15 protein-coding genes are annotated in these 21156 nt (G+C 71.8%); 6 read left to right on the top strand and 9 right to left on the bottom strand.

All coding sequences use genetic code 11. The annotated features are described in order from the left end of the window. Positions 1–108 precede the first annotated feature (108 nt). Together ABZ857_RS17380 and ABZ857_RS17375 are read left to right on the top strand one after the other, a co-directional pair. Positions 109–1266: a globin domain-containing protein gene (locus tag ABZ857_RS17380; protein ID WP_357043981.1), complete on the top strand. Its 1158-nt coding sequence runs from the start codon at positions 109–111 to the stop codon at positions 1264–1266. Positions 1267–1346: 80 nt separating this feature from the next. Continuing rightward, positions 1347–2423, top strand: a complete 1077-nt coding sequence (locus tag ABZ857_RS17375) for an exo-alpha-sialidase (RefSeq protein WP_357043979.1) — start codon at positions 1347–1349, stop codon at positions 2421–2423. A 70-nt stretch (positions 2424–2493) separates the two neighbouring features. Here the strand turns inward: ABZ857_RS17375 and thyX are convergent, their stop codons facing one another. The 3 genes from thyX to ABZ857_RS17360 form a co-directional block, all read right to left on the bottom strand. Continuing rightward, a complete protein-coding gene (gene thyX / locus ABZ857_RS17370; RefSeq protein WP_357043977.1) occupies positions 2494–3276 on the bottom strand; it encodes an FAD-dependent thymidylate synthase in 783 nt (260 codons plus the stop codon). 206 nt (positions 3277–3482) lie between these two features. Continuing rightward, positions 3483–4694, bottom strand: a complete 1212-nt coding sequence (locus ABZ857_RS17365; protein WP_357043975.1) for an amidohydrolase family protein — start codon at positions 4692–4694, stop codon at positions 3483–3485. A 58-nt stretch (positions 4695–4752) separates the two neighbouring features. After that, on the bottom strand, positions 4753–6888 hold the full coding sequence (locus tag ABZ857_RS17360; protein WP_357044054.1) for an anthranilate synthase component I: 2136 nt from the start codon (positions 6886–6888) through the stop codon (positions 4753–4755). A gap of 283 nt (positions 6889–7171) precedes the next feature. Between ABZ857_RS17360 and ABZ857_RS17355 the strand changes: the two genes are divergently transcribed. Then, positions 7172–8803 (top strand): CocE/NonD family hydrolase, encoded by a 1632-nt coding sequence (locus ABZ857_RS17355; RefSeq protein ID WP_357043973.1) that lies wholly within the window; start codon positions 7172–7174, stop codon positions 8801–8803. Positions 8804–8846: 43 nt separating this feature from the next. On the opposite strand, the gene ABZ857_RS17350 is transcribed toward ABZ857_RS17355, so the two are convergent. The 3 genes from ABZ857_RS17350 to ABZ857_RS17340 all read right to left on the bottom strand — a co-directional run bounded on the left by ABZ857_RS17350 (position 8847) and on the right by ABZ857_RS17340 (position 13455). Continuing rightward, a complete protein-coding gene (locus tag ABZ857_RS17350; RefSeq protein WP_357043971.1) occupies positions 8847–11066 on the bottom strand; it encodes an NACHT domain-containing protein in 2220 nt (739 codons plus the stop codon). Between the two features lie 192 nt (positions 11067–11258). Further along, the gene (locus ABZ857_RS17345; RefSeq protein ID WP_357043969.1) at positions 11259–12887 is read right to left on the bottom strand and encodes an ABC-F family ATP-binding cassette domain-containing protein; all 1629 of its coding nucleotides are present in this window, start codon (positions 12885–12887) and stop codon (positions 11259–11261) included. A gap of 40 nt (positions 12888–12927) precedes the next feature. Then, positions 12928–13455: a DUF1697 domain-containing protein gene (locus ABZ857_RS17340; protein WP_357043967.1), complete on the bottom strand. Its 528-nt coding sequence runs from the start codon at positions 13453–13455 to the stop codon at positions 12928–12930. Between the two features lie 297 nt (positions 13456–13752). Here ABZ857_RS17340 and ABZ857_RS17335 point away from each other — a divergent pair, with 297 nt between their 5' ends. Both ABZ857_RS17335 and mctP read left to right on the top strand, forming a co-directional pair. Continuing rightward, the gene (locus tag ABZ857_RS17335) at positions 13753–13974 is read left to right on the top strand and encodes a DUF3311 domain-containing protein (RefSeq protein ID WP_357043965.1); all 222 of its coding nucleotides are present in this window, start codon (positions 13753–13755) and stop codon (positions 13972–13974) included. Beyond that, the gene (gene mctP, locus ABZ857_RS17330; RefSeq protein ID WP_357043963.1) at positions 13971–15560 is read left to right on the top strand and encodes a monocarboxylate uptake permease MctP; all 1590 of its coding nucleotides are present in this window, start codon (positions 13971–13973) and stop codon (positions 15558–15560) included. Before ABZ857_RS17335 ends, mctP begins: the two co-directional genes overlap by 4 nt. Before the next feature lie 144 nt (positions 15561–15704). Here the strand turns inward: mctP and ABZ857_RS17325 are convergent, their stop codons facing one another. Together ABZ857_RS17325 and ABZ857_RS17320 are read right to left on the bottom strand one after the other, a co-directional pair. After that, on the bottom strand, positions 15705–17162 hold the full coding sequence (locus tag ABZ857_RS17325; RefSeq protein WP_357043961.1) for an alpha/beta fold hydrolase: 1458 nt from the start codon (positions 17160–17162) through the stop codon (positions 15705–15707). A 204-nt stretch (positions 17163–17366) separates the two neighbouring features. Continuing rightward, on the bottom strand, positions 17367–17960 hold the full coding sequence (locus ABZ857_RS17320; protein WP_357043959.1) for a TetR/AcrR family transcriptional regulator: 594 nt from the start codon (positions 17958–17960) through the stop codon (positions 17367–17369). A 119-nt stretch (positions 17961–18079) separates the two neighbouring features. Here ABZ857_RS17320 and ABZ857_RS17315 point away from each other — a divergent pair, with 119 nt between their 5' ends. Then, a complete protein-coding gene (locus ABZ857_RS17315) occupies positions 18080–19129 on the top strand; it encodes a zinc-binding alcohol dehydrogenase family protein (RefSeq protein WP_357043957.1) in 1050 nt (349 codons plus the stop codon). A gap of 88 nt (positions 19130–19217) precedes the next feature. Here the strand turns inward: ABZ857_RS17315 and ABZ857_RS17310 are convergent, their stop codons facing one another. Next, positions 19218–21038 carry an MFS transporter gene (locus ABZ857_RS17310; RefSeq protein WP_357043954.1) on the bottom strand — a complete coding sequence of 607 codons (1821 nt, stop codon included), beginning with the start codon at positions 21036–21038 and terminating at the stop codon, positions 19218–19220. Between the last annotated feature and the right edge of the window lie 118 nt (positions 21039–21156).

Below are 21156 nucleotides of genomic sequence, written 5' to 3'. Positions count from 1 at the left end.
TGAGCGATCGGTCGAGCCGGGGCCGCCGGCGCTCGTCACCCGGAGCCGTCAGGGAGGTGGATCGACAGACCGGAGCACGATTCCGGTCCCTAGGGTGGGACACAACTGATGCCGCTGAATCCGCGCCTCGTCAAGGAGAGCTTCTCGGTCGTCGAACCCGTCGCCGGGAAGGCCGCGGGCTACTTCTACGGACGACTGTTCACGCAGTGCCCGCACATGCGGGGCATGTTCCCGCCGGCCATGGAGGTGCAGCGCGACCGACTCTTCAACGCGCTCACGAGGGTCGTCTGGATGCTCGACAGCCCTGAGGGGCTGGCGTCCTATCTCGCCCAGCTCGGGCGGGACCATCGCAAGTACGGCGTGTCCCCCGAGCACTACACGGCCGTGGGAAGCGCCCTTCTCGCCACCATCAGGCATTTCGCCGCCGAGATCTGGACCGACGAGATCGAGGCCGCGTGGACCGAGGCGTACGCCATGGCGGCGAAGATCATGATCGACGCCGCCGCCGCGGAGACCACGCCCCCCTGGTGGCTGGCCGAGGTGGTCGACCACGAGCCGCGCACCCGGGACATCGCGGTGCTCACGCTGCGGCCCTCGCAGCGCATGGACTTCGCCCCCGGGCAGTACGTCGCGGTCCAGACGGCCAGATGGCCGCGGGTGTGGCGGCGGTTCTCCATCGCCAACGCGCCCCGCGCGGACGGCACGCTCCGCCTGCACGTGCGCGCCGTGCCGGGCGGCTGGGTGAGCACGGCGCTGGTCCGCCACACCCGCGTCGGCGACCAGCTCCTGCTCGGCCCGCCGGTGGGCACGATGACGCCGCCCGAGTCCGACCGCGACCTCCTGTGCGTCGCCGGCGGCACCGGCCTCGCGCCGCTCAAGGCCGTCATCGAGCACGTCATCGCCTCCGGCGACCGCCCGAACATCCACCTGCTGTTCGGCGCCCGGCGCGCAGGCGAACTGTACGACATGCCGGACCTGGCGAGAATGGAGGCCGCTTTCCCCTGGCTGCGGGTCGTGCCGGTGGTCTCCGACGACCCCGCCTTCGACGGGATGCGCGGCCGGCTCCCGGACGTGGTCCAGAGGTTCCACTCGTGGGCCGACCACGAGGCGTACGTCTGCGGGCCTCCCGCGATGGTGAACGAGACCGTACGGCGCCTGCAGCTCTCGGGCGTGCCGCTCTCGCGGATCCATCGCGACCCGATCCAGAGCGACGACACAGTACAGAGCGACACACTGCAGAGCGACACACTGCAGAGCGAGGCTTGACCGGAACGGCGGGTGACGGCGAAGGTTTCCTGGCAGGATTCGAATCGAAAACATAATCGAAATCGGCACAGGGAGGACTTATGACCGCACTGCTCGCGATCGGCACTCGCAAAGGACTGTTCCTCGCCCGTTCCTCGGACGGCGGCTCGTTCGAGGTCGAGCCGGTGCGGTTCTCCACGATCGGGATCCACTCGGTCGCGATCGACACCCGCGGGAGCACGCCCCGGCTCCTCGCGGGCATCGAGTACGGCCACTTCGGACCGTCGGTGATGTGGTCCGACGACCTCGGCGAGACCTGGCAGGAGGCGAAGACCCCTCCGGTCGCCTTCCCCGAGCGCACCGGGGCCGCGCTGGCCCGGGTGTGGCAGCTCCAGCCGTCGCCGTCCGAGCCGGATGTGGTCTGGGCGGGCGCCGAGCCCGCCGCGCTGTTCCGGTCGGAGGACCGCGGGGCCACTTACACCATGGTCGACGGTCTGTGGGACCACCCCACCCGGCCCCAGTGGCAGCCCGGCGGCGGCGGCCTGTGCCTCCATACCGTGATCCCCCACCCCTCCGACCCGCGGCGCATCGGGGTCGCCGCCTCCGCGGTCGGGTTCTTCCGCAGCGACGACGCGGGCGCCACCTGGCGGCCGTCCAACAAGAACATCCGCGCCCCCTTCCTCCCCGAGGGCGCGCAGTATCCCGAGTTCGGCCAGTGCGTGCACAAGGTGGCGCAGCATCCCGCGGCGCCCGAGCGGCTCTACCTGCAGCACCACTTCGGGGTCTACCGGTCCGACGACTTCGGCGACTCCTGGACCGAGATCGGGTCCGGCCTGCCCTCCGACTTCGGGTTCCCGATCGCGGTGGATGCGGAGGACCCCGACAGGCTGTACGTCTTCCCGCTGCACGGCGACGTCGACCGGACGCCGCTCGGCCACCGATACCGGGTGTTCCGCAGCGACGACGCCGGGACGACCTGGCACGGTTTCTCCACCGGGCTGCCCGAGGGCCCCGTGCACGCCTCGGTGCTCAGGGACGCGATGTCCGCCGGGCCCGCCGGGGTGTTCTTCGGCACCCGGGACGGCGAGGTGTACGGCTCGGCGGACGCGGGTGAGACCTGGTCGCTGATCGCCCGCCACCTGCCCGACGTGCTGTGCGTGCGGGCCGCCGTCCTCTGAGGTCTCCGACCCGCCGCCGTGGGCCCCGCGGCGCCCTTCCGGGCGACCGCGGGGCGGATCGAGCCTCGGCTCAGACCTTGCGCCAGCCGGGAATCCAGGCGCCGTCCTCGACGACGTAGTCGCCGAACAGGGCCGGGGCCTCCTCCCGCATGACCTCCCCGATGCGGTTGAAGACGAGGCGGATCTCCTCCTCGGCTCCCGCGGCCGTACGGGCCTCGATCGTGTGCCGCAGCGTGCGCACGTTGGCCGTCCAGACCAGGCCGGTCGCGACGCCCTCGGGGGCGAAGCGGCGCATGAACGAGGTGCGGTGCTTCTTCTCCGCGAACGGCACGCCGTCCTCGTCCAGCCCGAAGTGGGTCGCCATCCAGGTCTGGAACTCCTCCATCCGGTCGAGCATCTCGGTCGCCCGCTTCATCAGCTCGGCGTCCTCGCGCGCCCACTCGGGGAACCAGAACGGGATGTCGCTCAGCCGGACGAACCGCAGCGACTCCTGCGAGATCGCCACCCCGGGCCGGTGCCGTACCAGCTCGTGGGTCAGCACCCGCGAGACGTTGTGCAGCACGAAGCTGAAGCTGATGTGCTCAAGCACGCTGCCGTGCGCGCTGGCCAGGATGTTGCGCAGGTACGCCTCCTGGTCGGTGCGCACCCTCGTGACGTTCGGGTTCAGACCCGGCTCGAACGACCGGTAGCACAGCCGCCCGGCGAACTCGGCCAGGTTCTGGGCGTCGAACTCGCCGCGCTCCAGCCGCTCAAGCCAGCTCTCCCCGCCGATCTCGTGGAGGTAGCGGGCCAGCTCGTCGTAGTCGAGAGACGGTTTGGCGACGAGGAAGACCTCGGGCTCGACGCTGCGCATTCACATTCCCCGTGAAGTGGTGCCGACGGATGACCGTCCAAGCAAACCAGTTCGGCCTCACGATCGCGACTCGGCCCCCATGCCGTCACACGCGGCAAGTGCCGGTAACCTGTCGTCCCCCGTCCCGGTTGGTCAGGTGATGTCGCGCAGCCCGCGCGGGCAGCGCGCCGCCGTTCTGCTCCACCCCCGCGAACCCATGCCGAATTTCAGAGGCGGTAGACGCGGCGGGCGTTGCCCGAGCCGATCATGTGCGCGATCCGGGCCGCGTCGGCCGGGCTCCACTCGCCCTCGGCGATCCGGTCCGCGAGCACGAGGGCCAGACCGCGGCGATGGCAGAGTGCGGCCAGGAAACACAGCTCGGCGGCGCCGTGACAGCCCGAGCCGTACATCTGTTTGTGGAACGGGACGAGTTCGAGCAGCTCGCGCAGAACGTGGGCGGAACCGGCGGCGGTGTGGGCGACGGCGGGACCCGCGTCCACGTACACGTGCGGGAAGACGCTCGCCAGGTACGCCGCCTGACGGTGGTAGGGGTAGCAGTGCAGCAGGACGACCGGCACCCCGAGCGGGGTGAGGGCACGGACGAACCCGGTCAGCAGGGCGGGATCGGCCGGCTGTCCAGCGCCGGCGCCGGACAGACCACCGCCGGACAGACCACCGCCGGACAGACCACCGCCGGACAAGCCACAGTGGAACTGCAGCGGCAGGCCGCGCTCCCTGGCGACGTCGACAGCCGCCCAGAGCAGGTGCCGTACGAGGACGGGGTCGTCCAGGCGCGACTTGGGGTCGGCGAGCCTGCGGCCGGCCGCCGCGATCACGCTGCCGCGTGAGGGCCGGGAGGGGTCGAAGCCGAGGCCGCAGTGGTGCGCCGCGACCGAGGTGAGCGCGGCGGCGCGGGCCGCGCGGGCGGCGAGCTCGTCCCGCAGCGTCCCGGCGTAGTCGGCGGCGGGCAGCCCGGCCTCTGCGACGTCCTGCTCGGCCTGCTCCAGCCGGACGATCTCGTCGGCGGCGGCCGAACCGAGACGCCCCATCTCGGCGGGCGAGAGCAGCGCGGGGACGTCGAGCCCGGTGTCGACCAGGAAGGCCGACACCCCGGCTCCGCGCAGCAGCCGCCGGTTGACCTCGGCCGCGCCGAGTTCGGCGCGGCGCGACAGGTAGACGGTGGCCGAGGCGTGCGGCTCCAGGCCGAGGACCGGCGCGCACCAGCGGCGGATGGCGGCGCCGGCCGGGGTGTCGAAGTGCGTGGTCCCGGGTGGCGCGGGCGTGCCGCCTTCGCCGATGAGCTGCTCGAACCCCGACCTGGTGGTGTCGTCGCGGCGCACGCCGTGGCAGTGCTGGTCGACCATGGGCGCGAGCAGGGCGGCCCGCACCGCGTCGGGAAGGGTCACGGGCAGCATGTCATGGGGTCTCGGCTCCGGCACGGCAGTGGACTCTACGGCTCCCCCGCCGCGCCGGCGCCGCCCTGGACGGCCTCTTTACTCAGTCATGACGTGCGCAAAGCCGCAGGACGTTGGCGATGATCCGCGCCCCGGCGCCGCCCTGCGTGGTCAGGATCGACTCGGGGTGGAACTGCACGCCGAAGCGCAGGTTCTCGGCGTCCTCGATCGCCATGGCCGCGCCGTCCTGCGTGTACGCGGTGACCCGGAAGCCCCTGACCCCCGGCTCCTTGGCGTGCACGGAGTGGTAGCGGGCCGCGACGAACTCTCCGGGAAGCCCGTCGAGCAGCGCGCTGTCGCCCTCGCGGCGGACCCGGCCGCGCTTGCCGTGCTCCGGATACGGCAGCAGTTCGAGCGTGCCGCCCGCCTGCTCGACCATGGCCTGCAGCCCCAGGCACACCCCGAACACCGGCAGCCTGCGGGCGTACACCGCCTCGATCAGCGCCGAGCAGCCGAAGTCGGACGGCCAGCCGGGGCCGGGCGACAGCACGACGAGCGTGGGCGCGATCTCGTCCAGCTTCTCCAGCGGGAAGCCGTGCCGCAGCGTGACCACCGACGCGCCCTGCTGCCGGAAGTAGTCGGCGAGCGTGTTGACGAAGGAGTCCTCGTGGTCCACGAGCAGCACGCGGTGGCCCTCGCCCGGAAGGTCGGGCCGGGGCTCGGTCCGCGCCTCGTCCCGGGGGCGGGCGGACGCGGCGAGCGCGCCGAACAGGGCGCTGGCCTTGAGCTCGGTCTCCCGCTCCTCGGCCTCGGGGTCGGAGTCGTACAGCAGCGTGGCCCCGGCGCGCACGGTGGCGACGCCCTCGCGGATCTGCGCGGTGCGCAGGGTCAGGCCGGTGTTCATCGAGCCGTCGAAGCCGATGAAGCCGACGGCGCCGCCGTACCAGCGCCGGGTGGTCTCCTCGTGGTCCTCGATGAACTGCATGGCCCACGTCTTGGGGGCGCCGGTGACGGTGACGGCCCACATGTGGGTGAGGAACGCGTCGAGGGCGTCGAACTCGGGGCGCAGGCGGCCCTCGATGTGGTCGACGGTGTGGATCAGCCGGGAGTACATCTCGATCTGGCGGCGGCCGATCACCCGGACGCTGCCCGGGACGCAGATCCGTGACTTGTCGTTGCGGTCCACGTCCGTGCACATGGTCAGCTCCGACTCCTCCTTCACGCTGGACAGGAGCGTGCGGATCGCCTCGGCGTCCTCGACCGGGTTGGCCCCGCGGGCGATGGTGCCGGAGATCGGGCAGGTCTCGACCCGGTCGCCGGTCACCCGGACGTACATCTCGGGCGAGGCGCCGACCAGGTGCTCGCCGTCGCCGAGGTTGAGCAGGAACTCGTACGGCGCGGGGTTCTCGGTGCGCAGCGAGCGGTAGAAGGCGGCGGGGTCGGCGCAGGCGCCGTGGAAGACCTGGCCGGGCACGACCTCGAACAGGTCGCCGCGCTGGAACTTCTCCTTGGCCTTGGCGACGACCTCGGCGTAGGTCCCCCGCACCGGGTTCGGCGGGATCTCGGCGGGCGCGACCAGGGGGATCGTCTCGCCGGTGCGCTCCAGGCCGCTGGTGGAGACGCCGTCCACGGTGAACTCGTAGCGGTGTTCGATGCTGGTCTCGCGGACCCGGTCGATCACGACGAGCCGGTCGGGCAGGTGCAGCACCAGGTCGCGCTGGTCGCGGGGCCGGGCCAGGCGGTAGCGGATCGGCTCGAACTGGAAGGCCAGGTCGTAGCCGAAGGCGCCGTACAGGCCGAGGTGCGGGTCGTCGGACCGGAAGGCCCCGATGATCTCGCGGATGGCGGTGAAGACGGTGGGGCGGCGGCTGCGCATCTCCTCGGGCAGCAGGTCCTCGGACTCGGGGACGTGCACCTCGACGTAGCCCTGGGCCGGTTCGGACACGGGCTTGCCGGCCGCGAGCAGACAGGAGGCGACGACCGGCAGCACGACCTGGCCGCGCTCGTTGAGCGCGCGGGCGGAGATCCGCCGCCCCCGCGCGACGATCTCCAGGCAGGGATCGACGTAGCCGAACGCCCACCTGCTGTAACGACCGGGGTAGTCCATGCCGGACGAGAAGGCCCCGCCGCGCCGCTCCCTCAGCGACGTGACGATCTCCTCCAGCGCCTCCTCGGGCACCTCGCGCACCCGGCGCTCGACCGCGATGCCGCCGGCCGTGGTATATCCGCTGATCTCCACTGTCAACGCCCCTTTTTTCGTATGCCCCGGGGCGGACATACAGAAGGCCGCCACTCACGGGGCGGCCGGTCACTTCGACGCGAATGCGAAAAAGCCGCCTGTCAGCGGCGCCACCACTGGGAGGGTGCAAGAGTTCGCATGCGCCAAGGGTAGCGGCGGTGGTCGCGATCATGCAACGCGGCATGACTGGAAGGGCGAATAGCGGATAGATATTCTGTTACTGGTCGGGAAACCTCACTCTCGGCGCCGGGGCTGTCCGCCCGAGGCCGGGGAAGGAGGGGGCATGGTCCGCGTGCCGGTGCACCGCCGCGGCCCGGCCGGGCCGGGTGGCCCTCAAGGCCACCGAGTCCGGGTCCGCCGCGACGTGCCCGTGCCGATGACGGACGGCGTCGCGCTCCTGGCCGATCACTACGCGCCCGTCGGCGCCGACCGGCCGCCGACCATCCTGATCCGCACACCGTACGGCAGGGGCGGGGTGGTCGGCTGGATGTACGGCTGGACGTTCGCCCGGCACGGGTTCCAGGTGCTGCTCCAGAGCTGCCGCGGCGGCTTCGGCTCCGGCGGCCGGCTCGATCCCCTGGTCCACGAGCAGGAGGACGGCCTGGCGACGGTCGAGTGGATGCGGGCGCAGTCGTGGTATGGCGGCAGCTTCGCCATGCACGGGCCCTCCTACCTCGGCTACACCCAGTGGGCGATCGCGGCGGAGACCCCCGACCTGCGGGCGATGGCCGTCCAGGTGACCGCCTCGTGCTTCCGGGACGCGGCGTACGTCGGGGGGTCGTTCGCGCTGGAGTCGACGCTGATCTGGACGACGCTCACCGCGCACCTGGAGGGCAGGCTGGGCGGCGTGGCCGCGTTCACCGCGCCCCGGCGCACGCGGCGGGCCGTGCTGTCGGGCCGCCCGCTGCCCGAGCTCGACCTGCTGTCGGCGGGCAGGCCGCTGCCGTTCTTCCGCGAACTGCTGGCCCACCATGGCGAGACCCTCTGCACGTACTGGGACAAGGTGGACTTCTCCGCGTCGGTGGGGCAGGTCGGCGCGGAGATCACGATGACCGGCGGCTGGTACGACGTGTTCCTGCCCTGGCAGCTCAAGGACTACGCGGCGCTGCGGGCGGCCGGGCGCCGGCCCTACCTGACGATCGGGCCGTGGTACCACGCCGACATCCGCCACGGGCGGGCCGCCAACGCCGACGCCCTGGCCTGGTTCCGCGCCCACCTGCTCGGCGACCCGTCGGGGCTGCGCCCCTCCCCCGTCCGGCTGTACGTCACCGGCGCGGGCGAGTGGCGGGACGAGCCCGACTGGCCGCCGCCCGGGATGCGGCGCGAGCGCTGGCACCTGCAGCCGGGCCTCGCCCTGTCGCGGGACAACCCCGCGGGCGGCGAGCCGGACCGCTACCGCTACGACCCCGCGCACCCCACGCCGGTGATCGGCGGACCGGTGCTGATCGGCAACTCCGAGCCGAGGGACAACCGGCGCCTGGAGGCCCGGCGTGACGTGCTCGTCTACACCTCGGAGGCGCTCGACCGGGACACCGAGATGATCGGCCCGGTGAGCGCCGAGTTGTTCGTGCGCACCGGCAGGGAGCACACCGACTTCGTCGTACGGGTGTGCGACGTGCACCCCGACGGCGCGTCGATGAACGTCTGCGAGGGCGTGCGCCGCCTGACCCCGGAGGACCGCGGCGACGAGGACGGCGTGCGCCGGGTGGAGATCGACCTGTGGCCGATGGGCCACCGGTTCCGCCGCGGCCACCGCATCCGGGTGCAGGTGGCGAGCGGGGCCTACCCGCGCATCGCGCGCAACCCGGGCACCGGCGCGCCCCTGACGGCGGGCACCCCGATGGTCGCCTCCGACCAGGAGATCCTGCACGACCCCCGCCATCCCTCGGCCGTGATCCTCCCCGCGCTGCCCTGAGCCGGCCGGCGACGGCTGCGGACCGCACGCGGGCCGTGGCCCGCTATTTCGGCTCCGGCCGATCGTTGTGCGCGTGGAGGTGGGCGAGACGGTCCTGCAGCTTCTCGTGCCGGAACCGGTACACGGGCCCCACCTGGCGGAGCAGCCCGACGCGATGGGCGTCCTCCAGAAGGCTCATCAGCCGTAGCGGGATCCGTCCGCGGGCGCGGAGCATGGCGACGGCGACGAGGTAGATCGAGCTGGCTCCCGTGAACCCGAACGTGAGCGTGAACACGACGCCGCCCGCGAGCCCGAAGGCGATCCCGGCCTCGGCACCGTGCAGCAGCCCGGAGAAGCCGTTGACCAGCGTCCCGGCGAAGCCGAACGCGAGGCCCAGCGCCAGCCCGAAGGTGAGGGAACGCCCGTACACGAGCTGGAGGTCCCGCCGCAGCGTGATCAGCGGGCCCTGCGGCCGGTCGTTCGTGAGGGGGGTCGTCACCCACTTGTTGAGCCCGAGGGTGGCACCGCCGATGACGCCGATGACGAGCGCGTAGAGGATCAGGTTGTCGACCTGCGAGGAGATCCCCGCGACCCGCCACAGCGCGAACGCCGCGATCATGCCGACCGGGAGCACCGTGACCAGCCCGAGCGTGAGCTGCACGGCGAGCCGGCGGACGTTGCCGCGCCAGCGCAGGTTGGCGTACGCCGGCTCCAGCGTGTAGCCCTTCAGACGCTCCAGGATGAGCCCGCCGGTGAGGCCGCCGACGAGCCCGCCCACCGGTCCCCCGGCGAGACCGAAGAAGAGCGCGTCCCGGAGGCTGCCCGCGTGCGGGCTGCGCAGCGCCACCACGGCGTCGCTGGTCAGCCCCACCGTGACGCCGACGGTCAGTCCGATGGTCACGCCCCCGACGAGGGTGCTCCAGCGTCGTGAGATCGCCCGGTGGAGGTGCCACCAGTGGAAGTCCCTGGTGCCGATCGCCGACATCTGATGGGCGACGAACGACAGCCACCGGTGGGCCTCGTCCGGATCCCAGGACCGCTGCGGACGGAACGGGTGGTCGTGCTCGTGCCGTTCGGAGGGGTCGTCGTCGGGCGGGGTGGCCGCGAAGCTCGCCCGCACGAGGTTGTCGAGCAGGTGGTCGGTGACGGCGGCCGCCGTCGGGAAGCGCTCGGCGTCGCACAGCGGAGTGGGGTTCGCACGGGTTTCGACGTACACCTTGTACAGCAACCACACGACGAGCGGCGTGGACAGGGCCTGGGGCAGCGGGCCGTCCGGGTCGGCCTTCAACGCGGACAGCAGGCCGGTCCAGTCGGCCCGTTGCCCGGGAGCGAGCCGGTCGCGGAGATAGGAGATGACGTCCGAGCTCTTGACGGGCCTGGGCTCGATGACGGCGCCGCCGACGAGCGCGGCGCCGTCGCGGAGGTTGACGGCCGTCACGTACTCGGCCGTGCGGCAGGTGAGGATGAGCGACTCCACGGTCGAGGCGGCGTTCAGCGCGTTGATCACCTTCGGCCGCGTCGCGTCGGGCAGCTCGTCCAGGCCGTCCAGGACCGGGAGGATCCGCCGGTAGGTGACCAGGCCGCGAGCCGCGTCCGGGCCGAACTCGGGGGCGCGCAGCGCCGGGTAGTTCTCCCGTAGCCGCCTGCCCAGCCACCGGTGGACGGGCTCGGCCGCCGGATCCCACCCGGACATCGACAGCAGCACGGGGACCGGGTCGCCGGGCTGGGGCTCCTTCAGCAGCTCCCTGAGCAGGAGCACGGCCAGCGTCGTCTTGCCCATGCCGGCCTCGCCGAGGATCACCAGCCGGTGCCGGGCGAGCTTGCGGAACCGTCCGGCCATCTCCGGCATCCGGTCGGTGCGCCCGTCGAACCGCACTCGCCCGAAGCCGAACCACGAGCGCAGCAGCCGCAGCCCGTCGACGCGCTCGTCCTGGTCCATCACGTCGAGACCGGAGATCTTCCAGCGGACCGGCAGCCGGGCCGGCTCGTCGAGATCGCGGATCACGATCTCCTCGCGCCACTGCTCGTGCACGAGCACCCGCAGCGCCCGCTCGGCGCGGTCGATCTGCTCGATCGTGCTCGCGCCGCCCGGCTGCCGCCGCCGCCAGGTGCTGACCAGGGGAGGGACGAGCGCGAAAACGCCGAGGGCCACGCTCGCGAGCTGTGCCCAGTTGACCGCCGCGTCCGACTCGGAGAGCCTGGTCAGCCCATAGCCGATCCCGGCGACCGCGGCCACGCCCGCAACGGGGAGCAGGACGCGGCGCCGGCTGGCCCAGCCTCTCATTCCCACATGGTGACAGCGCGCGATCTATCTGGCGAGAGCGTGATATTCCCGATCTTTCCTGGTGCCGTACGCGCGAGGGTCTGCGCGCTCCCGGGCGCGGGAGGCACCTTCGACGGCATCCGTGAGCCGGTGCCGAAACCCCGGATCGACCGGCCCCGGCGGCCGCCGTGAAGCGCGTACGCGACTGGGTTCTCAGCCTTCGTGGATCCGGCCGGCCTCGACGACGACGCGGCGTGTCGTGTGGACGGCCTTCAGCATGCGCCGGTCGTGGGTGACGAGCAGCAGGGTCCCCGTGTACGAGGCGAGCGCGGACTCCAGCTGTTCGATTGCCGGAAGGTCGAGATGGTTGGTGGGCTCGTCCAGGACGAGCAGGTTGACCCCACGGGCCTGCAGGAGGGCGAGGGCCGCCCTCGTGCGCTCGCCCGGCGACAGCGTGGCCGCCGGGCGGAGCACGTGGTCGGCGCGCAGGCCGAACTTTGCGAGCACCGTGCGGACGTCGGCGGGCGGCAGGTCGACGAGCGCGCCGAACGCGTCGAGCAGCGGCTCGCCGCCTTCGAAGAGGGCGCGGGCCTGGTCGACCTCGCCGACGACCACACCGGGGCCGAGCGCCGCCGTCCCCTCGTCGAGGGGTATCCGGCCGAGCAGAACGCCGAGCAGGGTGCTCTTGCCCGAGCCGTTCGCGCCGGTGATCGCGACCCGGTCCGCCCAGTCGATCTGCAGGTCGACGGGCCCGAGCGTGAAGGCGCCGCGTCGGGCGACCGCGCCGCGCAGCGTCGCGACCACGGCCCCGGAGCGAGGCGCGGCGGCGATCTCCATCCGCAGCTCCCACTCCTTACGCGGCTCCTCGACGACCTCCAGCCGCTCGATCAGCCTCTCGGTCTGCCGGGCCTTGGCCGCCTGCTTCTCCGTCGCCTCGGTGCGGAACTTCCGCCCGATCTTGTCGCCGTCGGTGGCCTTGCGGCGCGCGTTCTTGACGCCCTTCTCCATCCAGGCGCGCTGGGCCCGGGCGCGGGTTTCCAAGGACGCCTTGGTCTCGGCGTACTCCTCGTACTGCTCGCGCGCGTGCCTGCGGGCGACCTCGCGCTCCTCCAGGTAGGCGTCGTAACCGCCGCCGTACGCGCGGACCTGCCGCTGGGGCAGGTCGAGCTCGACCACCCTGTTCACCGTACGGGCGAGGAACTCGCGGTCGTGACTGACGACCACGGTCCCGGCGCGCAGTCCCGTCACGAAGCGTTCGAGCCGGTCCAGGCCGTCGAGGTCGAGGTCGTTGGTGGGCTCGTCGAGCAGGAACACGTCGTAACGGCTGAGCAGCAGCGAGGCCAGCCCCACCCGGGCCGCCTGGCCGCCGGACAGGGACGCCATCTCCTGCTCCAGGCCGACCGTGAGCCCGAGGTCGGCGGCCACCTCCGCGGCCCGATCCTCCAGGTCGGCGCCGCCGAGGGCGAGCCAGCGATCGAGGGCCTCGGCGTACGCGTCGCCGGGATCGCCGCTCACGAGCGCCTCGGTGGCCGCGTCGAGGGCACGCTGTGCGGCGGCGACCCCGGTCCGGCGGGCGAGGAAGGCGGCGACGGTCTCACCGGGCCGCCGTTCGGGCTCCTGTGGCAGATGGCCGACGTTGGCGGTGGGCGGGCTGAGCCGCACGCTGCCGTGCTCGGGGGCGTCGAGGCCGGCCAGCAGGCGCAGCAGCGTCGACTTGCCCGCGCCGTTCACCCCCACCAGCCCGACGACGTCCCCGGGCGCGACGACCAGATCGAGATCCGCGAACAGGACGCGGTCGCCGTGCCCGGCGGCGAGTTCCTTCGCGACAAGAGTGGCGCTCATCAGGACACAGACCCTACTGGGTGCCGAGCCGGGAACATGCCTAGAGGCCCTCGGCGAGTGTGAGCAGGCGGGTGACGGTGTTCCAGTTGCGCATGGTCGCCGGGCCGGTCGAATGCCTCTCCATGAGCGGCGGCAGCTTGGGACGCCGCAGCCCGTCGGGGAAGTAGACGTAGACCTCCCGCTCGCCTATCCGCATCTCCTCCGGGGCGTACGCCGCCGGGTCGATGCTCGCCAGCCCCTCCCGGTCCGGCGGCCGGGCCAGGAAGACCACGGCGAACCGGGCGGGGTCCCGGACCTCCAGGGGGTTGCGCTCCACCACACCGCGAAGTTGCTCAGCCGTACGGACGATCACCGCGACAGACAGGCCGCACTCCTCCCGGAGTCCGCGCTCGATCGCGACGGCGACCGACTCGGCGTTCCCGTCGGCGGTGAACAGGGCGTTCCCGCTGCGCAGGTGCGTGCGCACGTTCCCGTACCCGAGCCGTTCCAGCAGTGCCCTGAGGTCGGCCATCGCCAGCGTGGTGGCGGGGTTGACGTTGATGCCGCGCAGCAGCGCCACGTACCGCATCTCATCGCCTCCTTCCGGCGGGAGGCTACCGCCCGTTCCTGTCAGACAGCGTCAGGTATCGGGTGTCATGTGGCCGGCGGCCTCCCCGCCGAACGACGCAGTCGCGTCCCGGCCCACGTCGCCGCCATCGACCTCCGATCGTCGCTGGGCGCGCCAACACGACCGTTCGGCGATCGGTGATCTCCCTGTGACTTGTGGGTCCTTACGCTGCCGCCGAGCAACCGTCCCGCTGGTCCGCGCGACGGCCCGTCACGCGGATCTCCGGGCTCGCCTGGTCCGTGTCCGATTGGAGAACGTGTGACGACTCCCCGCACCGACCGCGGCCGAAGCCCCGACCGCAGTCCCCTGAACTGGCTGCTCCTGCTGCCGGTCGCGATCCCGCTCATCCCGCCCCTGTTCAACGCGGTGGAACCGCGGCTGTTCGGCATCCCGCTGTTCTACTGGCTGCAACTCGCCTTCATCGTGCTCGGCGTGGCCACGACCACCCTCGTCTACCGCGCGACGAGGAGGAACCGGTGAAGACCACCGAGATCGTCATCTTCACGCTCCTGTTCCTGGTCGTCAGCGGCATGGGATTCGTGGCCGCCCGGTGGCGCCGGGCCGGCGACCTCGCCACCCTCGACGAGTGGGGTCTCGGCGGGCGCAGTTTCGGCAGCTGGATCACCTGGTTCCTGATCGGCGGCGACCTCTACACGGCGTACACGTTCGTGGCCGTGCCCGCCCTGATCTTCGGCGCGGGCGCCATGGGGTTCTACGCGGTGCCGTACACGGTGGTCGTCTACCCGATGGTGATGCTCGTGCTGGTGCGGCTGTGGTCGGTCTCGCACGTGCACAACCTCGTCACGCCGGCCGACTTCGTCCGCGTGCGCTTCGGCTCTCCCACGCTGGCGCTGCTCGTGGCGATCACCGGCATCGTCGCGACCATGCCGTACATCGCGCTGCAGCTCGTCGGCATCGAGGCGGTGCTGAAGACGATGGGGCTGACGGGCGACCTGCCGCTGATCATCGCGTTCGCGATCCTCGCTGCCTACACCTACCAGTCCGGGCTGCGCGCCCCCGCGCTGATCGCGTTCGTCAAGGACTCACTGATCTACCTGGTGATCCTGGTCGCGATCGTCTACATCCCGGCCAAGCTCGGCGGCTGGGCGTCGATCTTCGACGCCGCCAAGGCCAAGTTCGACGCGACCCCGGCGCCCGACGGCATCACGTTGAACGCGAACAACCAGCTCCAGTACGTCACGCTCGCGTTCGGCTCGGCGCTGGCGCTGTTCCTCTACCCGCACAGCGTCACCGGCATCCTCGCCTCGCGGAACCGGAACGTCATCAAGCGGAACATGTCGGCGCTGCCGGCCTACAGCCTGCTGCTCGGCCTGATCGCGCTGCTCGGCTACATGGCGATCGCGGCCGGGGTCAAGCCGATCGGCAAGGACAGCAACACGATCATTCCGCAGCTGTTCGACAACGTGTTCCCCGACTGGTTCGCCGGGGTCGCCTTCGCCGCCGTCGGCATCGGCGCGCTCGTGCCCGCCGCGATCATGTCGATCGCCGCGGCCAACCTGTTCGCCCGCAACATCTACCGGGAGTACTTCAACCGGAACGCCAGCGCGGCCCAGGAGGCCACGGTCAGCAAGATCGCGTCGCTGGTCGTGAAGATCGGTGCGGTGCTGTGCATCCTGCTCATCGATCCGCAGTTCTCGATCGACCTGCAGCTCATCGGCGGCGTGATCATCCTGCAGACGCTCCCGTCGGTGGGCCTCGGCCTCTACACCCGGTGGTTCCACCGGGGCGGCCTCGTCGCGGGCTGGGCCGCCGGCATGGCGGCCGGGATGCTGCTGCTGTACAACATCGCCAACCCGGCCACCAACCACGCCCACTTCGGCGGCTCGGCCTTCCCGCTGTCGCAGCTCGGGTTCGACACCAAGATCACGGTGTACGCCGGCTTCCTCGCGCTGATCGTCAACCTGGTCGTCGCCGTGCTCGGGACCTTCGTGGCCCGCGCGCTCAAGAGCGCCGACGGCCCGGACGGCACCCGGCCGGAGGACTACTTCGCCGACCAGGGCGACCCGCGCGTCCACGAACTGGAAACCACAGCGCCTGCTTCCTGAGGTCCCGCCGACCGTGGCCGCCCGATCGGGGGTCCGTACGGACTTGTGGCCGGCTCGACGCGGCGGCGCGCGCCGTGTGGAGCCGGCCACAAGCGTGCGGTGGGACAACCGCGACGGTGCGGAGGCCACGCCCGGGGAGCCCGATCAGTCGCCGGGGAGGCAGACGGTGCCGGGCAGGGGCAGCGCGAGGTCCGTGAGATACCGCGTGGCGTGCCTGATCGCACACCGGTTGCCCGAGAGGTAGAGGGCGTGGCCCGGACCCTCGTACCGGATCGAGACAGAGCCGGGGACCCGCCGGACCAGGCTGTCGGTCCACGCGAAGTCGCCCCACGTTCCCGCGCCGAGCAGCGGCGGCAGGCCGCGGACCGGCAGGGGACGTGACGGGTTCGCGACCGGAAGGGGCCATCCCGCGCAACCGAGCGCGTCGGGATCCGCGCCGCCGAAGTTCGGTGAGATCCTCCGCGCCTCGCGGCGGACCCTGACGTACTCCTCGTACCCGTGGTAGCCCCGGTCGTCGCCGCAGGTCATGCCGAGCAGCAGGGGCATCGTCCAGATGGCGACGTTGCCCAGGGCCACGTCGGCGAAGCCCGAGCCGTCCCCCAGCCGGGCCTTGTCCACCGCCTCGGCGAACGCCAGCCATCGAGAGTCGCCGGGCCCGGGGTCGGGGGCGAAGCCGAACCACCGCAGGGAGGAGCCGGTCAGCTTCCCCCGGCCGAACCGCTGCGAGGTGACCGGGAGCGGCGACCTGTCGGCCCGCGCGGTGAGGTCACGCCAGACCTTCCCGGCGTCCTCGCCGTGCAGGGCGCAGGCGGGCGTCGCCGCGCACCAGGCGGTGAAGCGCTCGAACTCGTGCTCCAGGCCCCGGTAGCCGAGCAGGCTCTGGTTCGCCCAGCCCGCGGTCTGGTTGATCACGCCGTCCAGGTACATGGCGCGGACGTGTTCCGGGAACAGCCGGAGGTAGGCGGCGGCCGGCACCCCTCCGGCTGAGTTGGCCATGAAGCTGAGCCGCCGCTCGCCCAGGGCCGCGCGGATCGCGTCCATGTCGCGGGCCACCGACACCGAGTCGAGCTTGCCGTACAGCCCGCTGCGGTCCTCGGCCCGGCACCTGCGCATGGCCGCGGCGATCGCCCCGGCCTGGGCGTCGTACTCGGCCCGGTCGCGGGGCTCGGTCAGGGCCGGCACCGCCGGCTGTGCGCAGGACTCGGGCAGCTTGGCGGCGAGGCCGGTGTTGCGCGGGTCGTAGGCGATGAGGTCGAAGCGCTCCCGGATCCCGGCGAGGTCGCCCGCCGCCTGCTTGATGTCCTCGATCCCGCTGTTGCCGGGGCCGCCGGGGATGTGCAGCACGCCGCCGATCCGGTGTGCGGGATCGGCGGCCTGCAGCCGCGCGATGCGCAGGGTCGTCGTCCTCCCGTCCGGGTGAGCCCAGTCGAGCGGCACGTCGATCGTGCCGCATCGCGTTCCCGCCGGGAACCCGTCCTCGGCGCAGGCCGTCCACTCGATCGCCGGCCGCTTTCCCACGGCCCGCGCCTGAGCCGGGACGAGCCCGGCAGTGATCGCCGCCGTCGCGAGCCCGGCGGCCACGAGTCGTGTTCTGCCACGCATGCGTCGTGTCCTCCTTCGGATTGTGCCGCTTCTTCCCACGCTCGCCGAGACGCGTGCCGGGCGAAATCCGAGAGGCCCCCCGATCGGACGTAGGGATATCCCTCCGCCGGGAGGAGGGCGTGCCCGAACGCGCGGTGCGTGATCACTGGGCGCCTGCGCGACGGGGACCGCGCCCGTCCGGGCGGACCGGCATCCGCGGTACGGCTACCGCCGGGTCGACGGCCCCAGGAGGAAGCGTGTGATCGCGTCGTCGATGAGCGCCTCGCCCTGAGGCATCGTGATCCGTCGGGACGTGACGAGCGCCGAGATGCCCTGAACGGTCGCGGCCAGCAGCAGCGTCAGCCGGCCGACGTCGCCTGCGTCATCTGCGCCCGCTCCGACACCCGCGCTCATGATGCCGGTCATGGTGTCGAACAGGCGCTCCGCGGCGTTACGGACCGCCTGCGACGGGGCGTCCACCTTCGCCGCGAACATGAGATCGAGCAGTGCCGGCTCCCTCACGGCGAACCTCACGTACGCAGAGGCCGCCGCGTGAAGGGCGCGTGCATAGTCGTCGGGCTCGCGCGCCGCCGCCTCGCGAATCTCGTCGGCGAGCCGGACGAAGCCCCGTTCCGCCAATGCGTCGAGGAGCGCGCTCCGATCGATGAAATGACTCCGGGGGGCTCCATGACTGACGCCCGCCTCACGCGCCAGTTCCCGCAGGGACAAGGCGTCGATCCCCCGCTCGCGAAGCACCGCCTCCGCCTGGTCGAGCAGCACGGCACGGAGATTGCCATGGTGGAAAGGCCGAGCGGTCACGACCTGATGATACTGAAAGTAGACGTTGACTAGATACTAGACACTGTCTAGTCTGCGGGTGCGGCTCGCGTGATCCGACGACGCAGCCCAGCGATCACATAGAGGAAAGAGACCTTGAGATGAGCGAGCAGAACATCGCGCTGTGGCTGCCGAAGCGAGGCGCGCGCTTCGAGGTGGGGCCCGCCCCCTACACACCCCCGGCGGCGAACGAGGTCGTCGTCCGAGTGCGGGCGGTCGCCGTGAACTTCATCGACGGCATACCGGGCTTCCTGTATCGCGTGGTCCTGCCCTGGCTGACCTTCCCGGCCGTGGTGGGCTCGGATGTCGCCGGCGAGGTCGTCGAGGTCGGCACAGGCGTCGCGCGGCTGCGACCGGGCGATCGCGTTCTCGGGCACGCGTTCGGCGTCGAGAAGTCGCAGAACCGCGCGGCGGAGGGCGCCTTCCAGCACTATGTCGTGCTCATGCAGCACATGGTCTCCCCGATTCCCGACTCGCTGCCGTTCGAGCAGGCCGCCGTGCTGCCGCTGGCGCTTTCGACCGCGGCGACCGGCATGTTCCAGCAGGACCACCTCGGGCTGGCGATGCCCGTCCCCGACCCCGTCGAGCGGTCGGAGACGGTGCTCGTCTGGGGCGGTTCGACGAGCGTCGGGAGCAACGCGATCCAGCTCGCCCGCAACGCCGGCTACCGCGTGGTGGCGACCGCCTCGCCGCGCAACTTCGACTACGTCCGGTCTCTGGGCGCGGCCGAGGCGGTCGACCGCCGCAGCCCCGCCGCCGTCGACGAGATCGTGGACCGGATCGGCGACAGCCCTCTCGCCGGCACGCTCGCCATCGGATCCGGGTCACTCGCACCGGCGGTCGCGATCGCGTCCCGCACCACGGGCAGCAAGCGCGTCGCGTCGGCGCAGCCCGGGTGGCTCGTACGCATACGGCCCCCGTGGGCACGGCGGCCCGGGGTGCGGGTGAGCGGGATCTGGGGCGGCACCCTGAAGGACAACGAGGTCGGACCGGCGATCTACGCGGGTTTCCTCCCGACCGCGCTCGCCACCGGCGCCTACCGGGCCGCACCGGACGCGACCGTCGTCGGCCACGGACTCGCCCGCGTCCCCGACGCGCTGCGGCAGCTCCGGGGCGGCATCTCGGCGAACAAGCTCGTCGTCGCCGTCTGAGCGCGCCGCCGGCGCAGGACGGTTCCGGCTGGCCCAGGCGGTGGGCGACTACGCGCACGTCAGTGCCGGGGCCTCTGGTCGCCGACGCTCATTTGTCCGGTACGGCGCGCTGGGCGTCGAACTCCTCGTCCGGGACGACCAGCTCGTTGCCGGCCAGGCCGGCCTCGCCGGAGACCGCGGCGAGCTCGGAGCCGAGCGACTCGTGGGCGGCGGCGCGGTGCCCACGGCCGACGCGGTCGGTCAGCAGCGACGACAGGGCGGCCACCAGGCACGCGGCCACGGCGAACCAGAAGGCGATGACCAGGCCCTGGTGGAAGGGGCCCGCGATGAGGTGCGGGAAGAACTCCTTGCTCGTCAGGTGGGCGCCGCCGTCGGGCAGCCGGTCCAGGATGCCGCCGAGGAGCTGCCGGAACGGGTTGTATCCGAGGAACGCCGCGAACAGCACGGCGATCGGCGGCAGCTGGGCGATGCCCTCGGCCTGCGCGGCGGGCACGCCCTGGGCCACCAGCTCGTCGTGCATCGTGTGCGGCAGCGACTGCGACAGGCCCGCGATCATCAGGCTGAAGAACACGCCGATGGACAGGACCATCGAGGAGTTCAGGAAGGTCGCGGTCATGCCCGCGCCGACGCCGCGCGACTCGGCGGGCACCGAGTTCATGATCTCCGCCCGGTTGGGCGAGGAGAACAGGCCGGACCCGAGGCCGTTGACCAGGATGAGCAGCGCGAAGAGCCCGTAGCCGAAGTCCGTCGGCAGGGTCATCAGAGCGAAGAAGCTCGCCGCGGTGACCAGGGTGCCGCCGACGGTGAACATCCGCGGCCCGAACCGGTCCGACAGCCAGCCGGAGACCGGCGCCGACAGCAGGAAGCCCACGGTCAGCGGGATCATGTAGATGCCCGCCCACAGGGGCGTCTCCTCGAAGCTGTAGCCGTGCAGCGGCAGCCAGATGCCCTGCAGCCAGATGATCAGCATGAACTGCAGGCCGCCGCGCCCGAGGGCGGTGAGCAGGCTGGCGACGTTGCCCGCGAGGAAGGCGCGGTTGCGGAACAGCGTGAGCCGGAACAGCGGCTCGTCCACCCTGATCTCGATCCACGCGAACAGCGCGAGCAGCAGGACGCCCCCGCCGAGCGCGGCGACGACCCAGGGGTTGCCCCAGCCCATCACGCCGGTCCCGTACGGCTGGATGCCGTAGGTGATGCCGACCAGCAGCGCGATGAGGCCGACGGCGAAGGTCGCGTTGCCCCACCAGTCCATCCGCGCCCGGCGGCGCACGCCGTTGTCCCGCAGCTTGACGTACGCCCAGATCGTGCCCAGGACGCCGAACGGCACGGAGACCAGGAAGATCGCCTTCCAGTCGACCGGGGCCAGGACCCCTCCGATGACCAGGCCGAGGAAGGAGCCCGCGATGCCTGCGATGGAGTTGATGCCGAGCGCGGTGCCGCGCTGGCGCACGGGGAAGGCGTCGGTGAGGATCGCGGTGGAGTTGGCGAACAGCAGCGCGCCGCCGATGCCCTGCACGATCCGCCAGCCGATCAGCCACATCGCCCCGGCGTCGCCGTCCATCCAGGTCAGCGACAGCATGATCGAGCACAGGCTGAAGACCGCGAACCCGAGGTTGTACATGCGGACCCGGCCGAACATGTCGCCCAGGCGGCCGAACATCACCACCAGTACGGCCGTGACGACCATGAAGCCCATCATCATCCACAGCAGGTAGCCCGTGTTGCCGGGGTCGAGCGGGTTCAGGTGGATGCCGCGGAAGACGTCCGGAAGGGCGATCAGCACGATGGACTGGTTGATCGTCACCATCAGGACGCCGAGGGTGGTGTTGGACAGCGCGATCCATTTGTACCGCGAGGACGGCGCCGGCTGCGGCGACGCCCCCGCCAGGGACTGGTTCGCTACGGCCACGGAGTGGTTCCCCTCCTCTTGGTCCGCACAGCGCACGGCCTGTTTCCGCGCGGCGCGCGGCGGACGGAAGTTAGTTAGGTCAACTAAGTTACCCCGGCCGGGTGACATCGATGTTTCA

This window comes from Microbispora sp. NPDC046933 (genome assembly GCF_040644635.1).
Lineage (GTDB): Bacteria > Actinomycetota > Actinomycetes > Streptosporangiales > Streptosporangiaceae > Microbispora.
Note: the sequence above shows the minus strand (reverse complement) of the source record. Positions and strands in the feature narration are given on the sequence as shown.